Here is an 18,353-nt window from a genome sequence, read left to right as displayed (position 1 = left end):
TCCTCTCGTTGTTAGCGGGTGTATGTCCCGGCCGCTACTGAGCCTCGATGATGCCGAGCACTTCGGCGACAACCCGCTGCGGGGGGCGCTCGTCCGTTCGCACACGGTAGTCGGACACCTCGCGGTAAAAGGGCTCGCGTGTGGCGAGCAAGTCGCGGTAGTGCTGCGCAGGGTCCGCGGCGGCAAGGACGGGACGCGTCGTCTCGTTCGCGGTGCGACGGATGCCCTCCTCCGCCGTCACGTCAATCCAGACGACCGTGTGGTTGGCCAGCAGCTGCCGGGTTGCGGAATTAAGAACGGCCCCTCCCCCGAGGCTCGCAATGCCGCCTGAGGCAAGGGCTTCTGCGACGTAAGCCGCCTCCAGCTCCCGGAAGGCTTCCTCACCCCGCTCGGCGTAGACCTGCCCGCATGGTTTGCCCTCCCCCGCTTCGATGAGCAAATCGGAGTCCACCAGCGGGAGGTTGAGGGCGCTGGCCAGCCGCCGACCGATCGTCGATTTGCCGGCGCCCGGAGGGCCGACAAGGACGACCCGAGGGCGGGTGTGAACGACCTTGACCGAGGTGGACTCAGCCATCAAGACCTCCGAAGCTCAAGCGGCGGGAAACGTATTCATTGTACGAGAATATGTTCCGCTTCACTTCCGCGAGGCTGTCGCCTCCGAATTTTTCCAACACGGCCCGCGCCAAGACCAAGGCGACCATCGCCTCAGCCACGACGCCACCGGCCGGAACCGCGCAGACGTCCGAACGCTGGTGAATGCCGGTTGCCACCTCGCCGGTGGCCATGTCTACGGTTTTCAGCGCGCGCGGCACCGTCGAGATCGGCTTTAACGCCGCGCGCACTCGCAGCTGCTCACCGTTTGTCATGCCCCCCTCGAGTCCGCCCGCCCGGTTGCTCAGGCGGTGCACTCCGCGCCCGTCGCGCACCATCTCGTCGTGAGCCTGGCTGCCCCTGCGACGCGCCTCCTCGAAACCGTCTCCGACCTCCACTCCCTTCACGGATTGGATTCCCATGAGCGCCGCGGCGAGCTGGGCGTCAAGGCGGTGCTCGCCCGAAATGTGAGAGCCGAGGCCGACCGGCAAGCCATTGACGACGACCTCGACGACGCCCCCTAGGGTGTCGCCGTCTTTTTTTGCTGCGTCGATGCACGCCACCATGTCCGCCTCCGCTTCCTTATGGAAGGCACGAACGGGCGAGGAGTCAATCGCGTCGATATCGGCGGCGGCGGGAGCCGGCCCGGTATACGTTGCCGACTCACCTATCGAGATGACGTGCGAGATGACGTCGACACCGAGCGCTTCGCGCAGGAAGGATCGCGCCACGGCACCCGCGGCGACGCGTGCGGCTGTCTCGCGCGCGGAGGAACGCTCGAGGATCGGCCGGGCGTGGTCGAAATCGTATTTGATCATTCCTGCGAAGTCAGCGTGCCCCGGGCGGGGTCGGGTCAGCCGCGCGCCGCGCCCAGAATTCAGGGTCTGCGCGACATCCGGATCCGTCTCGTCTACTTCTTCGGGGGACATGATCGTGGTCCATTTCGGCCACTCGGTGTTGCCGATCATCAGCGCAATGGGGCTACCAAGCGTCGTGCCGTGCACCACCCCGGACAGGAGCGTGAGCTCGTCTGCCTCAAACTTCATTCGCGCTCCGCGGCCGTACCCGAGCCGGCGCCGCGCAAGTTGGTGGGCAATGTCGTCTTTACTGACGGGCACGCCCGAGGGCATGTTCTCGACAAGCGCGATGAGAGCCTGGCCGTGGGACTCCCCGGCCGTAGTCCAGCGAAGCATGGCGCTCATTGTGTCACAATGGCCAGGCTTCGCTGCCTACTAGCCCAGCGATCCACGCCGCGCCACTCATCGCTGGCCCGTGTGGGAGGGAGTGCCTCCCCGTCAGCCGCCCGACACCATAGGTAAGCAGGGCAGCGACAAAGATGGCGCCAATGACGCCGCCCGCGCCGGAGGCGAGGGCGACGCCCACCCCGAGCGGGACAGCCAGCTTGACATCTCCCCCGCCGATTCCGCCTGGCAGCGCGATGTAGAGGGCCGGCCACATAAGGCCCCAGAGCCCGGCGGGGTGGACTACGCAGAAAGCGAGGGAAAGCGCGGCCGCGGGAAGGGTGAGGAGGTTGGGAAGGCGGCGCGTCGTGGCGTCGATAAGCGAAAGCGCACAGCTCCACGCCGCTGCCGCCAGTATCCCCCCGGTGAGCACACCTACAGCATATGGCGCAACAGCGCGTCGCGCATCGCGTCTCGTGGTGCGGCGACGCCGGTGAATTGTTCGAACTGCGAGTAGGACTGCGCGGCCAGCATGGACAACCCTCCAACCGTGCGGTACCCGTTGGCGGCTGCGGATGTGGCAAGCGCGGTGGGCCAAGGGTCGTAGATGACATCGAAAACTGGGGCGTGTCCGAGCGCGGAAGCGTGGGCGTTGAGCGCGGCGGCCGGCACCGTGGAGACGATGACGTCGGTAGAGACGGCTAGCGCCCGAAGATCCGCGTCGTAGCTGACAAATTCCAGCTCGGCGGCGCCCACCACGGGGGCGATGTCCTCCGCCCGATCAGTGCGGTTGAGCACAGTGAGCTTTTCGACGCCCCTTTTCTGCAACGCCCACAGCGCTGGTCGCGCCGTCCCCCCGGCCCCGATTACCAAGGCGGAGGACACCGGGGAGCCACCCAGCAGCTCGTCTAACGCGGCGTCTACTCCCTCACAATCGGTGTTGTCGGCGCGCCACCCGCCTGCTGTGCGCACCAGCGTGTTCGCGGAACCGATGGCCGCGGCGCGAGAACTTACCTCATCCGCGAACTCGAGTGCGGCGAACTTCGCGGGCATTGTGACGGAGAAGCCTCGGAACGACTCGTCGGCGCCGCGCACGACGTCCGCGAGCTGGTCCGCGGTGCATTCGATACGCGTGTACTCCCAGTTACGTAACCCTGCGGCGGCATAACCCGCGGCATGCAGCACGGGCGAAAGCGAGTGCGCAACCGGGGAGCCAAGAACCGCCGCGCGGCGGGTGATCGCGTCCACTTCTGCCACCTAGCGGTTGGAATCGAGGACGCCCGCCTCTTGGGCGCGTTGGACGTCGGCGAGGTGTTCTTCGAAGGAGTTGTTAAACACCGTCGTGCCGTTCTTGTCCACCGTGACGAAGAAGAGCCAGTCGCCCTGAGCCGGGTTTTCCATGGCTTCGATGGCCTCCAATGAGGGCGAAGCAATGGGCGTCTCAGGCAACCCGTCCTTGGCGTAGGTGTTCCAGGGGGTCACGCGCTGACGGTCCTCGTTGGTCGTGGCCACTTCGACCGAGGTGAGACCGTAGTTCACCGTCGAGTCGAACTCGAGGCGCATCGGGGCAGCGAGCCGGTTGAGGATCACGCGCGCGACCTTATCGAACTCACCCGCCGGAGACTCCCGCTCCACCAGGGACGCCGACGTAAGCAACTCGTAGGGCGACAACCCGATCGCCTGTGCGCGTCCAGTGATGTTCGTGGATTCGTACAACGACGCTGAGCGGGTGATGAGGTCGGTCAAGATCGATTCCGCTGATGCCTGGGGGTCCACGATGTAGTCACCCGGAGCAATGAGCCCCTCGAGGCGTTTTGCGTCACCCGCTTTGGCGGTCACCGCAGCGCGCGCCCACTCGGGCACGCCCAACGTTGCCGGGTCGGCCGTCGAGGCGACACGAGTGAGGTCGTCCATGGTCACGCAGCTGGACGAACCGCTGGTGTCGCAGGCGACCTGACGAATCAACGAAAGAATGCCAGAGCGGGTCTGACCACCAACCACGGTGACGTCCATCAGCGTCGCGCCGCCGTAGACCTGAAGCGGGGTGACGCGGTTTGCCGGGTCGAGCAGTGCCGTGACCGCCGCCTGAGCACTCATTCCCTTCTGCAACCGATAGAAACCGGGCTGGATGTCGTCGTAGTCCGAGCTGGATAGCGCGGCCGTTTGAAACGCCGCGTTCGTCTTTACCACGCCCAGCTGCTCCAGGTTGGGACCGAGCTCAGAGACAGAGGATCCCTCCGGGACCTCCACGATCTGCTCCTCGCCTGTTCCTTCTCCGTGAAAGTCCCCGCCAGCGCCGTTGGAACGCGCAACCGCAATCCACGCAACGAGGCCGATTATCAGCAAGACAGAGACGACGAGCACTGCTGTGCCGCGGGTTCGCGCTCTTGAGGACTGACGTGCAGATGCGTTCACTTCGTCTCCTTCAGGTAGTTCGTCCGTCCGTCGAGCCAGGACTGGAGGATTTCGACGGCGGCAGCCTGGTCTATAACCCGTCTCCCGGCTTTCTGCTTGACGCCCGCGCTGCGCATCGCCCGCGTTGCTACGACAGTGGTGAGACGCTCGTCGGCGAAGCGAACCGGCGCCTCGCACCGCTTTGCCAAGCGGGAAGCAATGTCCTTGGCATCCCGGACGCTCGCCGAGCCGTTGCCTTTAAGGTCACGGGGCAGGCCGACAACGATCTCGACGGCTTGGTACTCCCGCACGAGCTGCGCGAGCCTGTCAACATCCGCCCCGTCTGGGTCGCGGTGCCGCGTCACCCGCGGCACCGTCTCGACGGGCATCGCCAGCGTGGCGTCCCGATCGGACGCGGCCACCCCGATGCGTGCGGTGCCGACATCGATTCCAAGACGTCGCCCCGCTCCCGGGTCGTCAACCCCCGGAGTATCAGGCTGCACCTTCATCGGCTGGTCGTCGCTCCTTCGGGGATTTCGGGGGTGAGGAAGAAACAGGCCGGGCGATCCAGCCCATTTTGTTTCCGTTTTGTTACCTTACCTGCTCCCCCCTTCACGTGCCTGCAGGTCCCCTCGAACAGCCTGGAGCGCGGCGTGGATCCCGGCAGCGTCAGTTCCAGAGCCCTGCGCCATGTCGGGCTTTCCGCCACCACGACCCGCCACGTGAGTACCGATCACTTTGACCAGTTCACCGGCCTTGACGCCGAGCTCTACCGCCGGGGCGGTGACCCCGACGACGAAGGGGACTTTGTCCCCCTCCTGGCTGATCAGGGCGACTACGGCCGGGCGGGTGCCGAACCGCCCGCGCAGATCCGTCGCGATCGAGCGAACGTCGGCGGCCGCGGTGCCGTCGGGAAGAGCGACGGCGAGCAACGTGACCTCACCGATTCGCTCGGCCTTTTCGACGAGCGCAGCCGTCGCCCCCGCGAGCTGCTCGCGGCGCAGCGCCGCCACTTGCTTTTCCGCGGCGCGCAGGCGCTCCGTTAGCTGGGCGATGCGGTCCGGAAGCTCGGCGGTGGGCGCCTTCAGCTCGGCGGCGAGTCCAGATGCCAAAGCCGCTTCTTTGGAGAAGTAACGGAAGGACTCCATGCCCGAGTACGCCTCAATGCGGCGCGCACCCGAGCCCACCGAGGATTCCCCTAGCACCGCAACCGGGCCGATCTGCGATGAGTGTTCGACGTGGGTTCCGCCACACAATTCGATAGAGAAAGGGCCCCCGATCTCCACAACGCGGACGCGCTCGCCGTAGTTCTCGCCAAACAGCGCCAGCGCACCCATCGCCTTCGCACGGTCAAGAGAGGTCTCGATCGTGTTGACGGTGAAATCAGCGTCCACAGCTTGGTTGGTGATCGTGGCGATGTCGTCGAGCTGCGCGGGAGTGAGCGCCTCGGTGTAGTTGAAGTCGAAACGCAAGTACCCGGGCTTGTTTAGGGATCCCGCCTGCACGGCAGTCGGGCCCAACACCTGCCGCAGCGCCCCGTGAATGAGGTGCGTGGCGGTGTGGGCTTGGCGGGCTCCGTGACGCCACGCAGCGTCTACCTCGGCGGTAAGTGACGTGCCGAGGTCAATCGCCCCGCTGCGAACGGTCGCCTTGTGCACCCAGAGCTTCTTGCCTACCTTTTGCACATCGCTGACCTCAACGAGGGTGTCTCCCACCACAAGGCGCCCGCGGTCACCCATCTGGCCACCCGCTTCGGCGTACATCGGGGTGACGTCGAGGATGACCTCGACGTCCTCACCCGCTTCAGCCTCGTTCACCTTCGCTCCGTCGCGCACGAGGCCCACCACCGTCGCTCCGTGAGTCAGGTCCTCGTAGCCCACGAATTCGGTGGCGTTGTTGTCAATCCACTCGCGGTACAGGGACTCGTCGACGTTGCGGTGCTTCTTCGCTTTGTTATCGGCCTTAGCGCGGGCGCGCTGCTGATCCATTTCCAAACGGAAGGCCGCCATATCGACCTCCAGGCCCGCTTCGCGCGCCATCTCCAACGTGAGGTCGATGGGGAAACCGTAAGTGTCGTGCAGCTCAAATGCTTTCTCACCCGGCACCACGGACGCGCCCGCGGCCTTCAATTCGCTCGCTGCCTCGTCGAAGCGGTTGGTCCCCGACTCAAGGGTTTTCAGAAACGCCCGCTCCTCAGCCGCAGACACGCGGAGGATGCGTTCGCGGTTGTCGGCGATTTCGGGGAAAGAGGGGGTCATCGTGTCCATGATCGTGGTCATGAACACCTCTAGGACGTTGCCGCGCGCACCGAGCAGGTGGGCGGAGCGGATGATGCGTCGCATCAGGCGGCGGAGGATGTACCCGCGCCCCTCGTTCGACGGAGTGACGCCATCGAGAATGATCATCATCGCGGTGCGGGAGTGGTCGGCGATCACACGGAAGCGCACGTCATCCGCGGGGCTGCCCGCGTCGTAGCGCGTTCCGGTCAGCGCGGCTGCGGCATCGATAACGGGCCGCAGCAAGTCGGTCTCGTAGACGTTGTCGACGCCTTGCAGCAGGCAGGCCAGGCGCTCTACGCCGAGCCCGGTGTCGATATTCTTCTTGGGCAGCTCGCCGACGATGTCAAAGTTGCCCTTCTTGTCCCCGTCGCCACGAATGGACTCCATGAACACCAGGTTCCAGATCTCCATGTAGCGGGTGTCGTCCACGGCGGGGCCACCCTCCGCGCCGTGTTCCGGGCCTCGGTCGTAGTAGATTTCCGAGCACGGACCGCATGGGCCAGGGATGCCCATCGACCAGAAGTTGTCCTCCATCCCCATGCGCTGGATGCGCTCTTCCGGAATGCCCACGACGGTGCGCCAGATCTCGGCGGCCTCATCGTCGTCGTTGTAAACCGTCACCCACAGCCGGTCGGGGTCGAGGCCATAGCCGCCGTCCTCCACCGGGTTTGTGAGCAGCGACCACGCCTGGGTGATCGCCCCTTCCTTGAAGTACTGGCCGAAGGAGAAGTTCCCGGCCATTTGGAAGAAGGTGTTGTGCCGGGTTGTGACACCCACTTCCTCGATGTCGAGGGTGCGCACGCACTTTTGGATGGACGTAGCCATTCCACTTGCAAACGGGGGGTTCTGCTGCCCCAAAAAGTAGGGCTTGAATGGCACCATTCCGGCGTTGACAAACAGCAGGGTCGGGTCGTCGAGGATCAGCGAGGCACTCGGCACGGGCACGTGCCCGGCCTTCACAAAGTGGGCGGTGAAGCGCTCTCGGATCTCATGTGTCTGCACGGGTGGCGTCCTCCCAGAATGAGTGCGGAAGTGTAAAGAGTCCCGTGTAACTCTACCCCGTCGCCGAGTTGCTACCTTCCCCGCACCATTCGTCGGAGTCTGCCGATGTATTCGCCGATCCGCTTCTCGTTACCGTGCTCGGAAGGTTCGTAATAGACCGCCTCGTCCAGCCCTTCGGGGATGTAGCGCTGCGCGACCACCCCACGCGGATCGTCGTGCGGGTAGAGGTAACCCACCGCGTGCCCGAGCTTCGCCGCGCCCTCATAGTGCCCGTCGCGCAAGTGAGCTGGGACCGGGCCCGCCGCGCCAGCCCTCACGTCGCCTTGGGCCCGCGTGATCGCCGTGACCACGGAAGCCGACTTAGGGGCAGTGGCCAGGTGGATCGTCGCTTGCGCGAGGGGAAGGCGGCCCTCTGGCATGCCAATGAACTGCACCGCTTGGGCCGCCGCCATAGCCACCTGGAGGGCAGAGGGGTCTGCCATTCCGATGTCTTCGGCAGCGTGGATGACTAGCCGCCGCGCAATGAAGCGGGGATCCTCCCCCGCCTCGATCATTCGCGCGAGGTAGTGCAAGGCGGCATCGACATCGCTGCCCCTGATCGACTTGATGAAGGCGGAGACCACGTCATAGTGCTGGTCCCCATCCCTGTCATAGCGAATGACCGCCCGGTTCACGCTCTGCCGAACGGTGTCCAATGTCACCGTTCCCCCTTCACCCGCCGTCTCCGCGGCGACTTCCAGGTAGGTCAAGGCGCGACGCGCGTCGCCTCCTGCGAGAAGAATGAGCTGGTCGCGCGCGTCGTCGTCAAGCGAGACCGTGCCTTTTAATCCCCGTTCGCTGACTAGCGCCCGCTCAATGACCGTCCGAATATCGGCGTCACCGAGAGGTTCGAGCTGCAAGAGCAAGGACCGCGAGAGCAACGGGGCAACGACGCTAAACGACGGGTTTTCGGTCGTCGCCGCCACGAGCAACACCGTGCGATTTTCCACGGCCGCGAGCAGGGCATCCTGCTGGGTTTTCGAAAAGCGATGGACCTCATCGATGAAGAGAACCGTTTTCTCACCCCGCGCGAGGCCGCGACGCGCCTCGGCGATGACCTCACGCACTTCCTTCACACCCGCCGACAGGGCAGACAGTGCAACGAAATGCCTGCCCGTGGTCTGCGCGACGAGCGACGCAATCGTCGTCTTTCCCGTACCGGGCGGGCCGTAGAGCACCACTGATGCGGCGCCGGAACCCTCGATGAGCCGGCGCAGGGGTTTGCCCTCCGAGAGGAGGTGGCTTTGACCGGCAACCTCGTCGAGGGAGCGGGGGCGCATGCGGGCCGCAAGCGGCGCATCGTCTCTGGCGGCGAAGTAGTCACTACCCCGGGTCTCGCTATTGCCGAAAAGCCCCTCCTGCATTCTGCCGAACCCCCTACGCTAGACGCGCGGCGACGCCCCGGGCCCAATCAGCAATAACCAAATAAGCGGTATCGCGTCCGGTGCCGGAGTAGCGCGCGAGCGCGTCGAAGGTCTCGTAGAGATCGCGACGCAGCATGCGTTCATCGTCGTCGAACGGGCCCTTCGAGCGCAGCCGGAACAAGTCCGCTTCGTGGCTCATCCCCACGCTGGACAGAGCCCAGCAGAGAAGAGCCGCCGTCATGCGAGCTTGGAGGGTGTCCTCGTGCCGGACCGCGGGCCAGAGCTTTTCCACCTCGCGAACCCACGCGTCGATGAAAGCGCCCGCCTCGTTATCGCTGATCGGGTAGGACAACACGTGGTTGGGGAACCCGGCGATAACGAAAGCGACGTCGAAGGTGACGTCACGGAACCCCGCCCACTCGTAATCGAGGAACTGGGTGCGATCCGCGTAGATGATGTTGTCGGGTGCGAGGTCGAACGACGTGAACGCGCGGCTTCCGCCCTTGAGCAACCGGGTTTGTGTGTTGGCGGCTGCGATGGACACCTCGGTCGGCAACGTGATGCCGGCCGCCTCGAGGGCTCGCGCCCCAGTTTCCATCCGGTCCACCAGCAGTTTGTCCCGCTGCTGCTGAACCCGCTTTCCGTCCGGGTCGCCTTTGACCATGCGCGCTAACAGCGTGTCGTAGGACACTTCCTTGCCTGCAGTGCCGGCATGCATTCGCCCCAGGGCGGTTCCCAGGTTGCGCAGAACCTGCACCCGGTTGTCCTCATCAGCCGAGTTCAGCAGCGTCTCCAAGGTGTCGCCGTCTCCTGAGTCGGAGATGATGATGAGGCGCCGCGAAAGGTCGTACCCCAGCAAGACCGGGCCCGGACGCACGTCCTCGCTAAGCGATGTTGTGAACTGGTAGGCAACGACCTCCCGGATAAACGCCCCGTCCTCGAGGGCGTCGCCCGTTTCCGGTGACTGCTTGACAACGACAGACCGGTGCTGGAGGAACGGGCTGGTGGCCACGCGGGCGCGGAACACCCCCGCGGAGCCGGAGCCGTAGAGCCGCGTGGCGTCGACAAGCTTCTGCGACCCGCCGTAGCGGTGGGTGAGAACCTCCTCCGCCGCGGCGATGACCTCGTGCTGGTCCATAAAGTTACTCCTGGGACGAAGATCCCGTTTTCGGCTCCGCATCCACGCCGCTTTCTTTCCGCTGGGCGGCGGTGATCGGGGCCGGGGCGTCGGTCAGCGGGTCGACGCCACCGCCCGACTTCGGGAACGCGATGACGTCGCGGATTGAGTCGAAACCGCCGAGCAGGGAGACGATGCGATCCCAGCCGAAGGCGATCCCGCCGTGCGGGGGCGCCCCGTAGGAGAAGGCGTCGAGAAGGAAACCGAACTTCTCGCGCGCCTCCTCTTCGCTGATCCCCATGACACCAAAGACGCGCTCCTGTACCTCGCGATCATGAATACGAATCGACCCACCGCCGATCTCATTGCCGTTGCAGACGATGTCGTAGGCGTAGGCTAGCGCCTCACCCGGCGCAGAGTCGAAGGAGTCGAGGTGCTCCGGCTTGGGCGAGGTAAAAGCGTGGTGCACGGCGGTCCACGAAGAGTTGCCCAGGGCGACATCGCCGGAAGCCGTGGCGTCGGCGGCGGGCTCGAACAGAGGCGCATCGACGACCCAGGTAAAGGCCCAGTCTCCCTCCTTGATCAAGCCCAGCTTGCGGGCGATTTCCCCACGCGCGGCGCCGAGCAGAGCGCGCGAGCTCTTAGTGTCTCCGGCAGCAAAGAAAATGCAGTCACCGGGCTGCGCACCGACGTGCGCAGCGATGCCGGCCTTTTCCTCTTCCGTGATGTTCTTGGCGACCGGCCCGCCCAGCTCGCCGTCTTCACCGACGAGGATGTAGGCGAGCCCCTTCGCACCACGTTGCTTGGCCCACTCCTGCCAGGCATCGAGCTGGCGGCGCGGCTGGGAGGCGCCGCCCTCCATGACGACGGCGCCGACGTACTCGTTCTGGAACACGCGGAAGGTGGTGTTGGCGAAGAACTCGGTGCAGTCCGCCAGCTGGATGTCGAAGCGCAGGTCCGGCTTGTCGGAGCCGTACTTCTCCATCGCGTCCTTGTAGGTCATGCGCGGGATCGGGGTGGTGATCTCGTAGCCGATGAGATTCCACAGCTCGACGAGGATCTCCTCGGCCAAGGCGATGACATCGTCCTGATCGACGAAGCTGGCCTCGATATCGAGCTGGGTGAACTCGGGCTGCCTGTCAGCACGGAAATCCTCGTCGCGGTAGCACCGAGCGATCTGGTAATAGCGCTCCATGCCGGCGACCATGAGCAGCTGCTTGAACAGCTGTGGGGATTGCGGCAGCGCGTACCACGACCCGGGGCGCAGGCGGGCCGGGACGAGGAAGTCGCGCGCACCCTCCGGCGTCGAGCGAGTCAACGTCGGCGTCTCGATTTCGGTGAAGTCGTGGCGGTTCAGCACCTCGCGCGCGGCACGGTTTACGGCGGAACGCAAGCGCAGCGCGTCGGCTTGCCGTTTCCTGCGCAGGTCGAGGTAGCGATACTTCAAGCGCGTCTCTTCGCCCACCTCGGCGGAGGAAAAGTCCTCTACCTGGAAGGGAAGCGCAGCGGACTTGTTGAGCACTGTCAACTGAGTCGCGTTGACCTCAATGTCGCCCGAGGCCAGGTTCGGGTTGGCCGACCCCTCCGGCCGCGGCTCCACCACACCGGTAACCTGCACGCAGTATTCACTGCGAAGGTCATGGGCTACCTCAGCCACCGTGGACTCGCGGAACACCACCTGGGCGAGCCCCGAGCGGTCTCGCAGGTCGATGAAGATCACGCCGCCGTGGTCACGGCGCCGGGATACCCAGCCGGTCAGGGTCACCGTCTGGCCGTCGAGTTCTTTGCGGAGGTCCCCCGCAAGGTGAGTGCGCAGCACTGTAACGTCCACGTCCTTCCACGTGAGAGCAGTAGTTAACGCCTGCGAGTCTACTCGCGACCTCAACACCGGCGACCGCGAGGGCGAGAGTCGCTCCGATATCCCCCATTCTTTGGCAGTATCACTGCCATGACGTTCAAAAACAGTTTCAGCCAGGGCGGGGGCGGCCGCGTAACGACGAGCTCTGGCGGGGGTGGCGGCCTTCCCATCGTCGTCGGCGGAGGCGGGATTGGGACGCTCGTTATCCTCGCCCTCGTCTATTTCCTGGGTGGGGGGACGGGGACCGAATCTCTGCCTTCGGCGGGCCACTCTTCCAATCCGGGCTCTTATAACCTGGACCACTGCCAGTCGGAGGGGGCGGCGAACGAGTACGACGACTGTCGGGTCGAGGCAACGATGTATTCCGTCGACGCGGTGTGGCAAGCGGTGCTGCCGCAGCAGGCCGGGATCGAATACACCCAGCCTGGCATGCACCTGTTCGAGAACAGCGTGGCGACGGGCTGCGGCAACGCCTCCGCGTCAACCGGCCCCTTTTATTGCCCCTCGGACACCACGGCGTACCTCGACGTGAGCTTCTTCCAACAGCTCGGCCAGCTGGGCGGGAGCAACGGCCCGCTGGCGCAGGAATACGCCATCGCCCATGAGATCGGCCACCACATCCAAAACCTGGAAGGGACTCTCGGGCTAAGCGACTACAACAACCCGGGTGAGGACTCGGCGGCTGTGGCCATTGAGCTGCAGGCCGACTGTTATGCGGGCCTGTGGGCCAAGCGCGCCTCCGAGGGTGAAGACGCGATGCTCGAGCCCATCAGCCGGAAGCAGCTCAGCGAGGCCCTGCAAACCGCCCGCGCAATCGGGGATGACAACATCCAGAAGCGCTCCGGTGGCCAGATCAACCCGGACGCCTGGACCCACGGCTCTTCCGAACAGCGCGAAGATGCATTTATGGCGGGGTACGAGTCTGGCGTGATGTCATCCTGCGACTTCCTGCACCGGGGCGGTTACTCGTCGTAAAGCCTGCACTCGGGAATAGGTGATCTGTCACCGTTGTTGCTCGAGACGTACCGCACGCGCCCGTCCGCCCCCTCGGGGCGAAGGAGAATCGATGAAACACCTGGTGGTCCTCACTGCCGGCCTTTCCACCCCGTCGACAACTCGGCGCGTTGCCGACGAGATCGCCGGCGCAGTCATCGCGGAAGTGCCCGCGCTGGATGTCACCACCATTGAGTTGAAAGACTTTGCGCACGACCTGGCCGATGCCATGGTGGCGGGGGTGATGTCCGCCCAGCTCGCCGACGCGATCGAGCTCGTTTCCCGGGCCGACGGTTTGGTCGTTGTGACCCCGGTGTTCAAGGCCAGCTATTCCGGTTTATTCAAGATGTTCTTCGACGTCCTCGATAGCGACGCGCTGCGCGGCACCCCAACAATCATCGCCGCCACCGCGGGAAGCCAACGCCACACACTCGTCGCCGACCACGCGCTTCGGCCTCTTCTGTCCTACATGCACGCTATCGTCGTGCCGACATCCTTGTTCGCCACTGCCGAGGATGTGGGAACCGGGGGCGCAACCGCCTTTTCCGGCCGCGTGCGGCAGGCCGCGGTGGAACTGGCGTCTCTACTCCAGCGGCGCGGGCCGCGGTTGAGCAGGAGCAGCGGTCCGATCTCCGGCGCCGTCCGATCCGTCGGGTCGGTGCGGTAGCATCGCCTCCATGCCAGATCACACCGTCAGCGTCATCGACCTGTTCAGTGTCGGAATCGGCCCCTCCTCATCACATACGGTCGGGCCGATGCGCGCCGCCATGGCCTTTATTGCGGAGCTCGGTTACATCCCCGCACGCGTCAAGGTCGAGCTGCGGGGTTCGCTCGCGGCAACGGGTGTCGGGCACGGCACGGACCGCGCCGTGCTGCTCGGACTGGTTGGGTGGACCCCCACGACAACGACTCCGGACGTTGCACCAAAACCGGGTGAGCCCGTTGCCCCACGCGGCGTCATCGAGGGCCCCGACGGCGCCGTCGAATACGAAGTGGAATTCAACCCAACCCCGGTAGCTCGCCACCCAAACTGCGTGATCTTCGACGCATGGAATGCGGACGGGGAACGCGTCGCAACTCGCAAGGAGTACTACTCGGTCGGAGGTGGCTTCATCCTCGACCGCGACGGGATGGAGGCCCAGCGCAACCGCTCCGGCGTGGACACCGCCCGGCACGGAGAGACCGTGCCCTTCGAGTTCCACACCGGAGCGGAACTCATGCAGCTGTGTGAGGAGCACTGCTTGAGCATTGCCGAGATTATGCGCGCCAACGAGGAAGCGATGCACGGCTGGGATGCCGTGCGCGATCACCTCGACACGGTGTGGAACGTCATGCAGGAATGTGTTTCCAACGGGCTCAAGTCCGAGGGGACGCTCCCCGGGGGTCTGGGAGTGTCCCGTCGCGCGCCACGCCTCTACCGCCTGCTCACAGCCGAATATGAGGCGTCGACGTCGCGCGGCTTGGACGCGATGGAGTGGGTTAACCTCTATGCGTTAGCAGTGAATGAGGAAAACGCCGCCCATGGTCAGATCGTCACCGCTCCGACCAACGGCGCCGCCGGCATCATCCCCGCTGTCATGCACTACTGCCGGGACTTCACTGACGGGTTCAACGCCGAACGAGCCCGCGATTTCCTCCTCACCGCAGGGGCGATCGGGGTGATTATCAAGACGAACGCGTCGATCTCCGGTGCTGAGGTTGGGTGCCAGGGCGAGGTGGGCTCCGCATCCTCCATGGCCGCGGCGGGCATGTGCGCGATGTTGAACGGCACGCCTCAACAGGTGGAAAACGCCGCCGAAATCGCACTCGAACACAACCTCGGCCTGACCTGCGACCCCGTCGGCGGCCTCGTCCAGGTCCCCTGCATCGAACGCAACGCGATTGGTGGGGTCAAGGCGATCAACGCCGCCCGTCTGGCCAAGCTGGGCGACGGGACAAACATCGTCACCCTCGACGACGTCGTGGAAACCATGGCGGCGACGGGCCGGGACATGATGACGAAGTACAAGGAGACGTCAATGGGCGGCCTGGCCGTGCAACTGGGCCTGCCCGTCAACATCACCGAGTGCTAGTTACTGGCGAACAACCCGTGCTACAGCGGCGGCGTCGAGCTCGACTTCGACCTGCGTGTGGTCAGCGAGGTTCTTCACTGCCACCCGGTCTGCCTCGAGCTCACGATCGCCCAAGACCAGCGCGTACGTCGCACCAGCCCGGTCGGCGCCTTTCATGGCGCCCTTCAAACCGCGCTCGCCGTACGCCATGTCGGCGGACACCCCGGCGGCACGGAGGGCGTCGATAAGTCGCGCCATGCGCGAACGAGCCTCGTCACCAATGGCGACGCCAAAGACAGCCACACGCTTGCCGACGCCCTCCGGCCGCACCCCCTCAGCCTCCAGCGCGAGGACCGTCCGGTCGACCCCGAGACCAAACCCGATGCCGGAAAGGTCCTGCCCGCCGATCTGGGCCATCAGGCCGTCGTAGCGCCCGCCGCCGCCGATACCCGACTGGGCGCCGAGCCCGTCGTGCACGAACTCAAAGGTGGTCTTGGTGTAGTAGTCGAGGCCGCGGACCATGCGAGGGTTGATCACGTAGGAAACCCCTAAATCGTCCAAGGTCGCCGTCACGGTCTCGAAGTGGGCGCGCGACTCATCCGACAGGTGGTCCAGCATCAGGGGTGCGTCGCCCAACATGTCCTGCACCTCGGGACGCTTGTCGTCGAGAACCCGCAGCGGGTTGATCTCCGCACGGTGGCGGGTTTCCTCGTCGAGGGGGAGCTTGAACAAGAAATCCTGCAGCTTCTCGCGGTATTGGGGCCGGCAGGAATCGTCGCCCAGGCTGGTAAGTTCAAGCCGGAATTGGGTAAGGCCGACGGCGCGGTAGCAGCGGTCCGCGAGCGCGATGAGCTCGGCGTCGATGAGCGGGTCGTCAATACCGATCGCCTCCGCACCGACCTGCTGCAGCTGGCGGTACCTCCCTGCTTGCGGGCGTTCGTAGCGAAAAAACGGGCCATAGTAACTGAGCTTGACGGGCAGGTAACCGCGGTCCAGGTTGTGCTCGATCACCGCGCGCATCACGCCGGCCGTGCCCTCCGGGCGCAGGGTTACAGACCTGTCACCGCGGTCTTGGAAGGTGTACATCTCCTTGGAGACAACGTCCGTAGACTCGCCTACGCCCCGCGCGTAGAGGGCAGTATCCTCGAACACAGGCAATTCGATGTGCTGGTAGCCGGCGAGCCGCGCCTGGCGAGCGAATTCGTCGCGCACGTAGATGAATTCACCGGATTTCGGCGGGACATAATCCGGGACCCCTTTTGGCGCCGACAGGGCACGAAACTGCTCGCTGGTCTTGTTCTCGCTCACGCCGGTCGAGTCTAGCGACCAGCCCGGGCAGCGAGGAGATATGGGTTGGTCGCCTTTTCCTGCGCCACCGTCGACGTCGGCCCGTGGCCGGGAAGGAGCGCGAGGGAATCGTCGAGTTCCCACACGGGCCCGCGCAGACTCTCGTCCATGAGGTCGGCGTCCGAAAACGGCAGGTCGGTACGCCCAATCGTTCCACGGAACACGACGTCACCGGCAAAGACCGCGCCTTCCCCGCTGAGGAGCACACTTCCCGGGGAGTGCCCTGGGGCGTGGCGCACCGTGAACTCCAGCCCGGCAACCGCCACGGTGTCGCCGTCGTGGAGGTGCCGTACTTGGGTCACTGGTGGCATCGACTGGACGTCGAAAAGCAGGCGTGACCTCTCGGGAACCCCCTCCCCCGCGGCGAGCATGAATTCGTCCGCAGGGTGAATGTAGACGGGCACCCCGAATGAGCCCGCGTCCCGCGTGTGGTCGATGTGGCCGTGCGTCAGCAGCACAGCGACAAGCTCCGCGCCCTCCTCGACGAGGATGCGGTTCACCCTTTCCGCCGCCCCGAGGCCGGGGTCGACCACGACGGCGCGGCGCGACGTGTCGCCGTCGTTGATAACGACGTAGCAGTTAGTGCGAAACGGGCCAGCCGGGAAGCCGGAGATTTTCATGCGCATACCCTAGCCCGGTTTGACCCGGCCCAGCCCCCTCAACTCGCGCTGTTACGATAGGCCCTTCGTACGGACATTCCGTTAACAGTGTTGACGACAGTGAGGAGCCACACCGTGGTGGACAACAAGCAGCGGGGCGAGCAGGCGCTGGACAGCCTGAAGAAAGAACTGGCAGCGCGAGACAGGAAGGAGTCGTCCACGCCTTGGAAGATCGCAGCCCTCTCGGCGGCGGTCCTCATCGCCGCCGGTGGCGGGATCTACTACCTGGCGCGGCAGGGCGACGAAGGCTCCGTCTCCGCCACAGGTGAAAGCTCCGCAAGCTCGACGGCAGAAGCCACGACGTCCGAGGCCGCCCCCGCCGAACCCCTGGCGTTGGCCCGGGCCACCGCACTGCCCGCGACCGTCACGTGTTCCTACCCCGCCTCGACGTCCGCGGCGAGCAAGGACGCCGGCACCCCTCCCACGGAGAACATCGCCGCGACGGGCACCGCCACGGTGAAGCTGGACACCTCCGCCGGCGCGATCGGCATGGAGCTGGACCGCTCCGTGTCTCCCTGCACCGTCAACGCCATCGAGTACTTGGCAGGCAAAGGTTACTTCGATGACAGCGTCTGCCACCGACTGACCACCTCGGAGGGCCTCAAGGTCCTCCAGTGCGGCGACCCCTCGGGGACGGGCTCGGGGGGCCCCGGCTTCCAGTTCGCCAACGAGTACCCGACAGATGAAGCGCTCGATAAGATAGACACGTCGACTCTGCCGGAGGGGATATCCGAGAAAGAAGCGAACAGCTACACATCCCAGCTGCTCCAGTACAGCGGGTCCGTGACTTACCCCCGCGGCACCATCGCTATGGCGAACGCGGGCCTGGGTACGAACGGCTCCCAGTTCTTTCTCAACTACGGCGACTCTACCCTGCCCCCGCTGTACACTTACTTTGGCAAGATTAACGACGAAGGCTTAGCCACCTTGGACGCAATCGCCCAAAAGGGAGCCGAGGGCGGCACCGCCGACGGAGCCCCGGCCGAGGAGGTGCGCATTCGTACCGCGACGGTGTCGGGTTAACCCTTCCAGGTAGCTGGAACGCAGCTGGAGTATCCACGGGGTTAATGCTGGGTGAATTGTCGAGCGCACCCATTGCGCAGCTGTGAAGAGCGTGGGTACGCTAACGCTCGTCAACGAGACGACTTCCCTTAACGTAAAGGATTCCTCCTATGAAGCTGCGTTCCTCCCTGCTCGCGGTCGCTACCGCTGCCTCCCTTGCCGTCGCTGGCGTTGCCACCCCGGCTCACGCCGCGACTCAAGCCGAGACCGGGTCCTCCGCGTCTATCACCAAGCTGTTCGAGGGCTCCTCAAAGTCCGATGCGCAGTCGGCCGAGGCCGCCACGGGAGACTCTAGGACTTCCTCGATCGATAATGAAGCGATCAAGACCGCTACCGCGGTCATCGGTGTTATCACCACCGCGGTCAGCGCAGCCTCCGCCATCTACTCCTTCGTCATGAAGATCATGCCGAGGTAA

17 protein-coding genes are annotated in these 18,353 nt (G+C 65.1%); 5 read left to right on the top strand and 12 right to left on the bottom strand.

Translation table 11 applies throughout. From position 1 onward, the window contains the following. Positions 1–34: 34 nt before the first annotated feature. The 10 genes from CAPI_RS05140 to aspS all read right to left on the bottom strand — a co-directional run bounded on the left by CAPI_RS05140 (position 35) and on the right by aspS (position 11,786). Positions 35–574 (bottom strand): shikimate kinase, encoded by a 540-nt coding sequence (locus CAPI_RS05140; protein WP_018016972.1) that lies wholly within the window; start codon positions 572–574, stop codon positions 35–37. Beyond that, entirely contained in the window at positions 567–1,784 is a 1,218-nt protein-coding gene (gene aroC / locus CAPI_RS05135) for a chorismate synthase (protein ID WP_018016971.1), read from the bottom strand. The genes CAPI_RS05140 and aroC overlap by 8 nt, the downstream gene beginning before the upstream one ends. A 13-nt stretch (positions 1,785–1,797) precedes the next feature. Then, complete coding sequence (locus tag CAPI_RS05130; protein ID WP_018016970.1) at positions 1,798–2,205, bottom strand: prepilin peptidase; 408 nt, start codon at positions 2,203–2,205, stop codon at positions 1,798–1,800. 2 nt (positions 2,206–2,207) lie between these two features. Continuing rightward, positions 2,208–3,020, bottom strand: a complete 813-nt coding sequence (locus CAPI_RS05125; protein ID WP_018016969.1) for a shikimate dehydrogenase — start codon at positions 3,018–3,020, stop codon at positions 2,208–2,210. A gap of 9 nt (positions 3,021–3,029) precedes the next feature. Beyond that, a complete protein-coding gene (mltG, locus tag CAPI_RS05120; RefSeq protein ID WP_018016968.1) occupies positions 3,030–4,187 on the bottom strand; it encodes an endolytic transglycosylase MltG in 1,158 nt (385 codons plus the stop codon). Next, positions 4,184–4,675 carry a Holliday junction resolvase RuvX gene (ruvX, locus tag CAPI_RS05115; protein ID WP_018016967.1) on the bottom strand — a complete coding sequence of 164 codons (492 nt, stop codon included), beginning with the start codon at positions 4,673–4,675 and terminating at the stop codon, positions 4,184–4,186. The genes mltG and ruvX overlap by 4 nt, the downstream gene beginning before the upstream one ends. Before the next feature lie 87 nt (positions 4,676–4,762). Continuing rightward, on the bottom strand, positions 4,763–7,447 hold the full coding sequence (alaS, locus tag CAPI_RS05110; protein ID WP_018016966.1) for an alanine--tRNA ligase: 2,685 nt from the start codon (positions 7,445–7,447) through the stop codon (positions 4,763–4,765). Positions 7,448–7,518: 71 nt separating this feature from the next. Continuing rightward, a complete protein-coding gene (locus CAPI_RS05105) occupies positions 7,519–8,850 on the bottom strand; it encodes a replication-associated recombination protein A (RefSeq protein ID WP_018016965.1) in 1,332 nt (443 codons plus the stop codon). Positions 8,851–8,863: 13 nt separating this feature from the next. Next, the gene (locus CAPI_RS05100) at positions 8,864–9,988 is read right to left on the bottom strand and encodes a phosphotransferase (protein ID WP_018016964.1); all 1,125 of its coding nucleotides are present in this window, start codon (positions 9,986–9,988) and stop codon (positions 8,864–8,866) included. Positions 9,989–9,992: 4 nt separating this feature from the next. Next, a complete protein-coding gene (gene aspS / locus CAPI_RS05095) occupies positions 9,993–11,786 on the bottom strand; it encodes an aspartate--tRNA ligase (protein WP_018016963.1) in 1,794 nt (597 codons plus the stop codon). 129 nt (positions 11,787–11,915) lie between these two features. Here aspS and ypfJ point away from each other — a divergent pair, with 129 nt between their 5' ends. From ypfJ to CAPI_RS05080, 3 genes are all read left to right on the top strand, one after another. After that, positions 11,916–12,800, top strand: coding sequence for a KPN_02809 family neutral zinc metallopeptidase (gene ypfJ, locus CAPI_RS05090; RefSeq protein WP_018016962.1), 885 nt, complete (start codon positions 11,916–11,918; stop codon positions 12,798–12,800). Between the two features lie 91 nt (positions 12,801–12,891). Beyond that, positions 12,892–13,485: a CE1759 family FMN reductase gene (locus CAPI_RS05085; RefSeq protein ID WP_018016961.1), complete on the top strand. Its 594-nt coding sequence runs from the start codon at positions 12,892–12,894 to the stop codon at positions 13,483–13,485. Between the two features lie 10 nt (positions 13,486–13,495). Beyond that, the gene (locus tag CAPI_RS05080) at positions 13,496–14,890 is read left to right on the top strand and encodes an L-serine ammonia-lyase (RefSeq protein WP_018016960.1); all 1,395 of its coding nucleotides are present in this window, start codon (positions 13,496–13,498) and stop codon (positions 14,888–14,890) included. On the opposite strand, the gene hisS is transcribed toward CAPI_RS05080, so the two are convergent. Beyond that, entirely contained in the window at positions 14,891–16,177 is a 1,287-nt protein-coding gene (hisS, locus tag CAPI_RS05075) for a histidine--tRNA ligase (protein WP_018016959.1), read from the bottom strand. It abuts the gene before it with no gap. 11 nt (positions 16,178–16,188) lie between these two features. Then, positions 16,189–16,836: an MBL fold metallo-hydrolase gene (locus tag CAPI_RS05070; protein ID WP_018016958.1), complete on the bottom strand. Its 648-nt coding sequence runs from the start codon at positions 16,834–16,836 to the stop codon at positions 16,189–16,191. A gap of 114 nt (positions 16,837–16,950) precedes the next feature. Between CAPI_RS05070 and CAPI_RS05065 the strand changes: the two genes are divergently transcribed. Then, positions 16,951–17,898, top strand: coding sequence for a peptidylprolyl isomerase (locus tag CAPI_RS05065; RefSeq protein ID WP_018016957.1), 948 nt, complete (start codon positions 16,951–16,953; stop codon positions 17,896–17,898). 149 nt (positions 17,899–18,047) lie between these two features. Then, positions 18,048–18,353: a hypothetical protein gene (locus tag CAPI_RS05060; protein WP_018016956.1), complete on the top strand. Its 306-nt coding sequence runs from the start codon at positions 18,048–18,050 to the stop codon at positions 18,351–18,353.

Source organism: Corynebacterium capitovis DSM 44611, from assembly GCF_030440535.1.
Taxonomy (GTDB): Bacteria; Actinomycetota; Actinomycetes; order Mycobacteriales; family Mycobacteriaceae; genus Corynebacterium; species Corynebacterium capitovis.
The sequence above is the reverse complement of the archived record's forward strand: the minus strand, read 5'-3'. Positions and strand labels throughout refer to the sequence as shown.

Coding starts and splice junctions, on each gene's coding strand:
- CAPI_RS05080 (WP_018016960.1), top strand. CDS start 13,496: ATGCCAGATCACACCGTCAGCGTCATCGACCTGTTCAGTGTCGGAATC.
- ruvX (WP_018016967.1), bottom strand. CDS start 4,675: ATGAAGGTGCAGCCTGATACTCCGGGGGTTGACGACCCGGGAGCGGGG.
- aroC (WP_018016971.1), bottom strand. CDS start 1,784: ATGCTTCGCTGGACTACGGCCGGGGAGTCCCACGGCCAGGCTCTCATC.
- CAPI_RS05100 (WP_018016964.1), bottom strand. CDS start 9,988: ATGGACCAGCACGAGGTCATCGCCGCGGCGGAGGAGGTTCTCACCCAC.
- CAPI_RS05070 (WP_018016958.1), bottom strand. CDS start 16,836: ATGAAAATCTCCGGCTTCCCGGCTGGCCCGTTTCGCACTAACTGCTAC.
- CAPI_RS05105 (WP_018016965.1), bottom strand. CDS start 8,850: ATGCAGGAGGGGCTTTTCGGCAATAGCGAGACCCGGGGTAGTGACTAC.
- ypfJ (WP_018016962.1), top strand. CDS start 11,916: ATGACGTTCAAAAACAGTTTCAGCCAGGGCGGGGGCGGCCGCGTAACG.
- CAPI_RS05085 (WP_018016961.1), top strand. CDS start 12,892: ATGAAACACCTGGTGGTCCTCACTGCCGGCCTTTCCACCCCGTCGACA.
- CAPI_RS05060 (WP_018016956.1), top strand. CDS start 18,048: ATGAAGCTGCGTTCCTCCCTGCTCGCGGTCGCTACCGCTGCCTCCCTT.
- CAPI_RS05140 (WP_018016972.1), bottom strand. CDS start 574: ATGGCTGAGTCCACCTCGGTCAAGGTCGTTCACACCCGCCCTCGGGTC.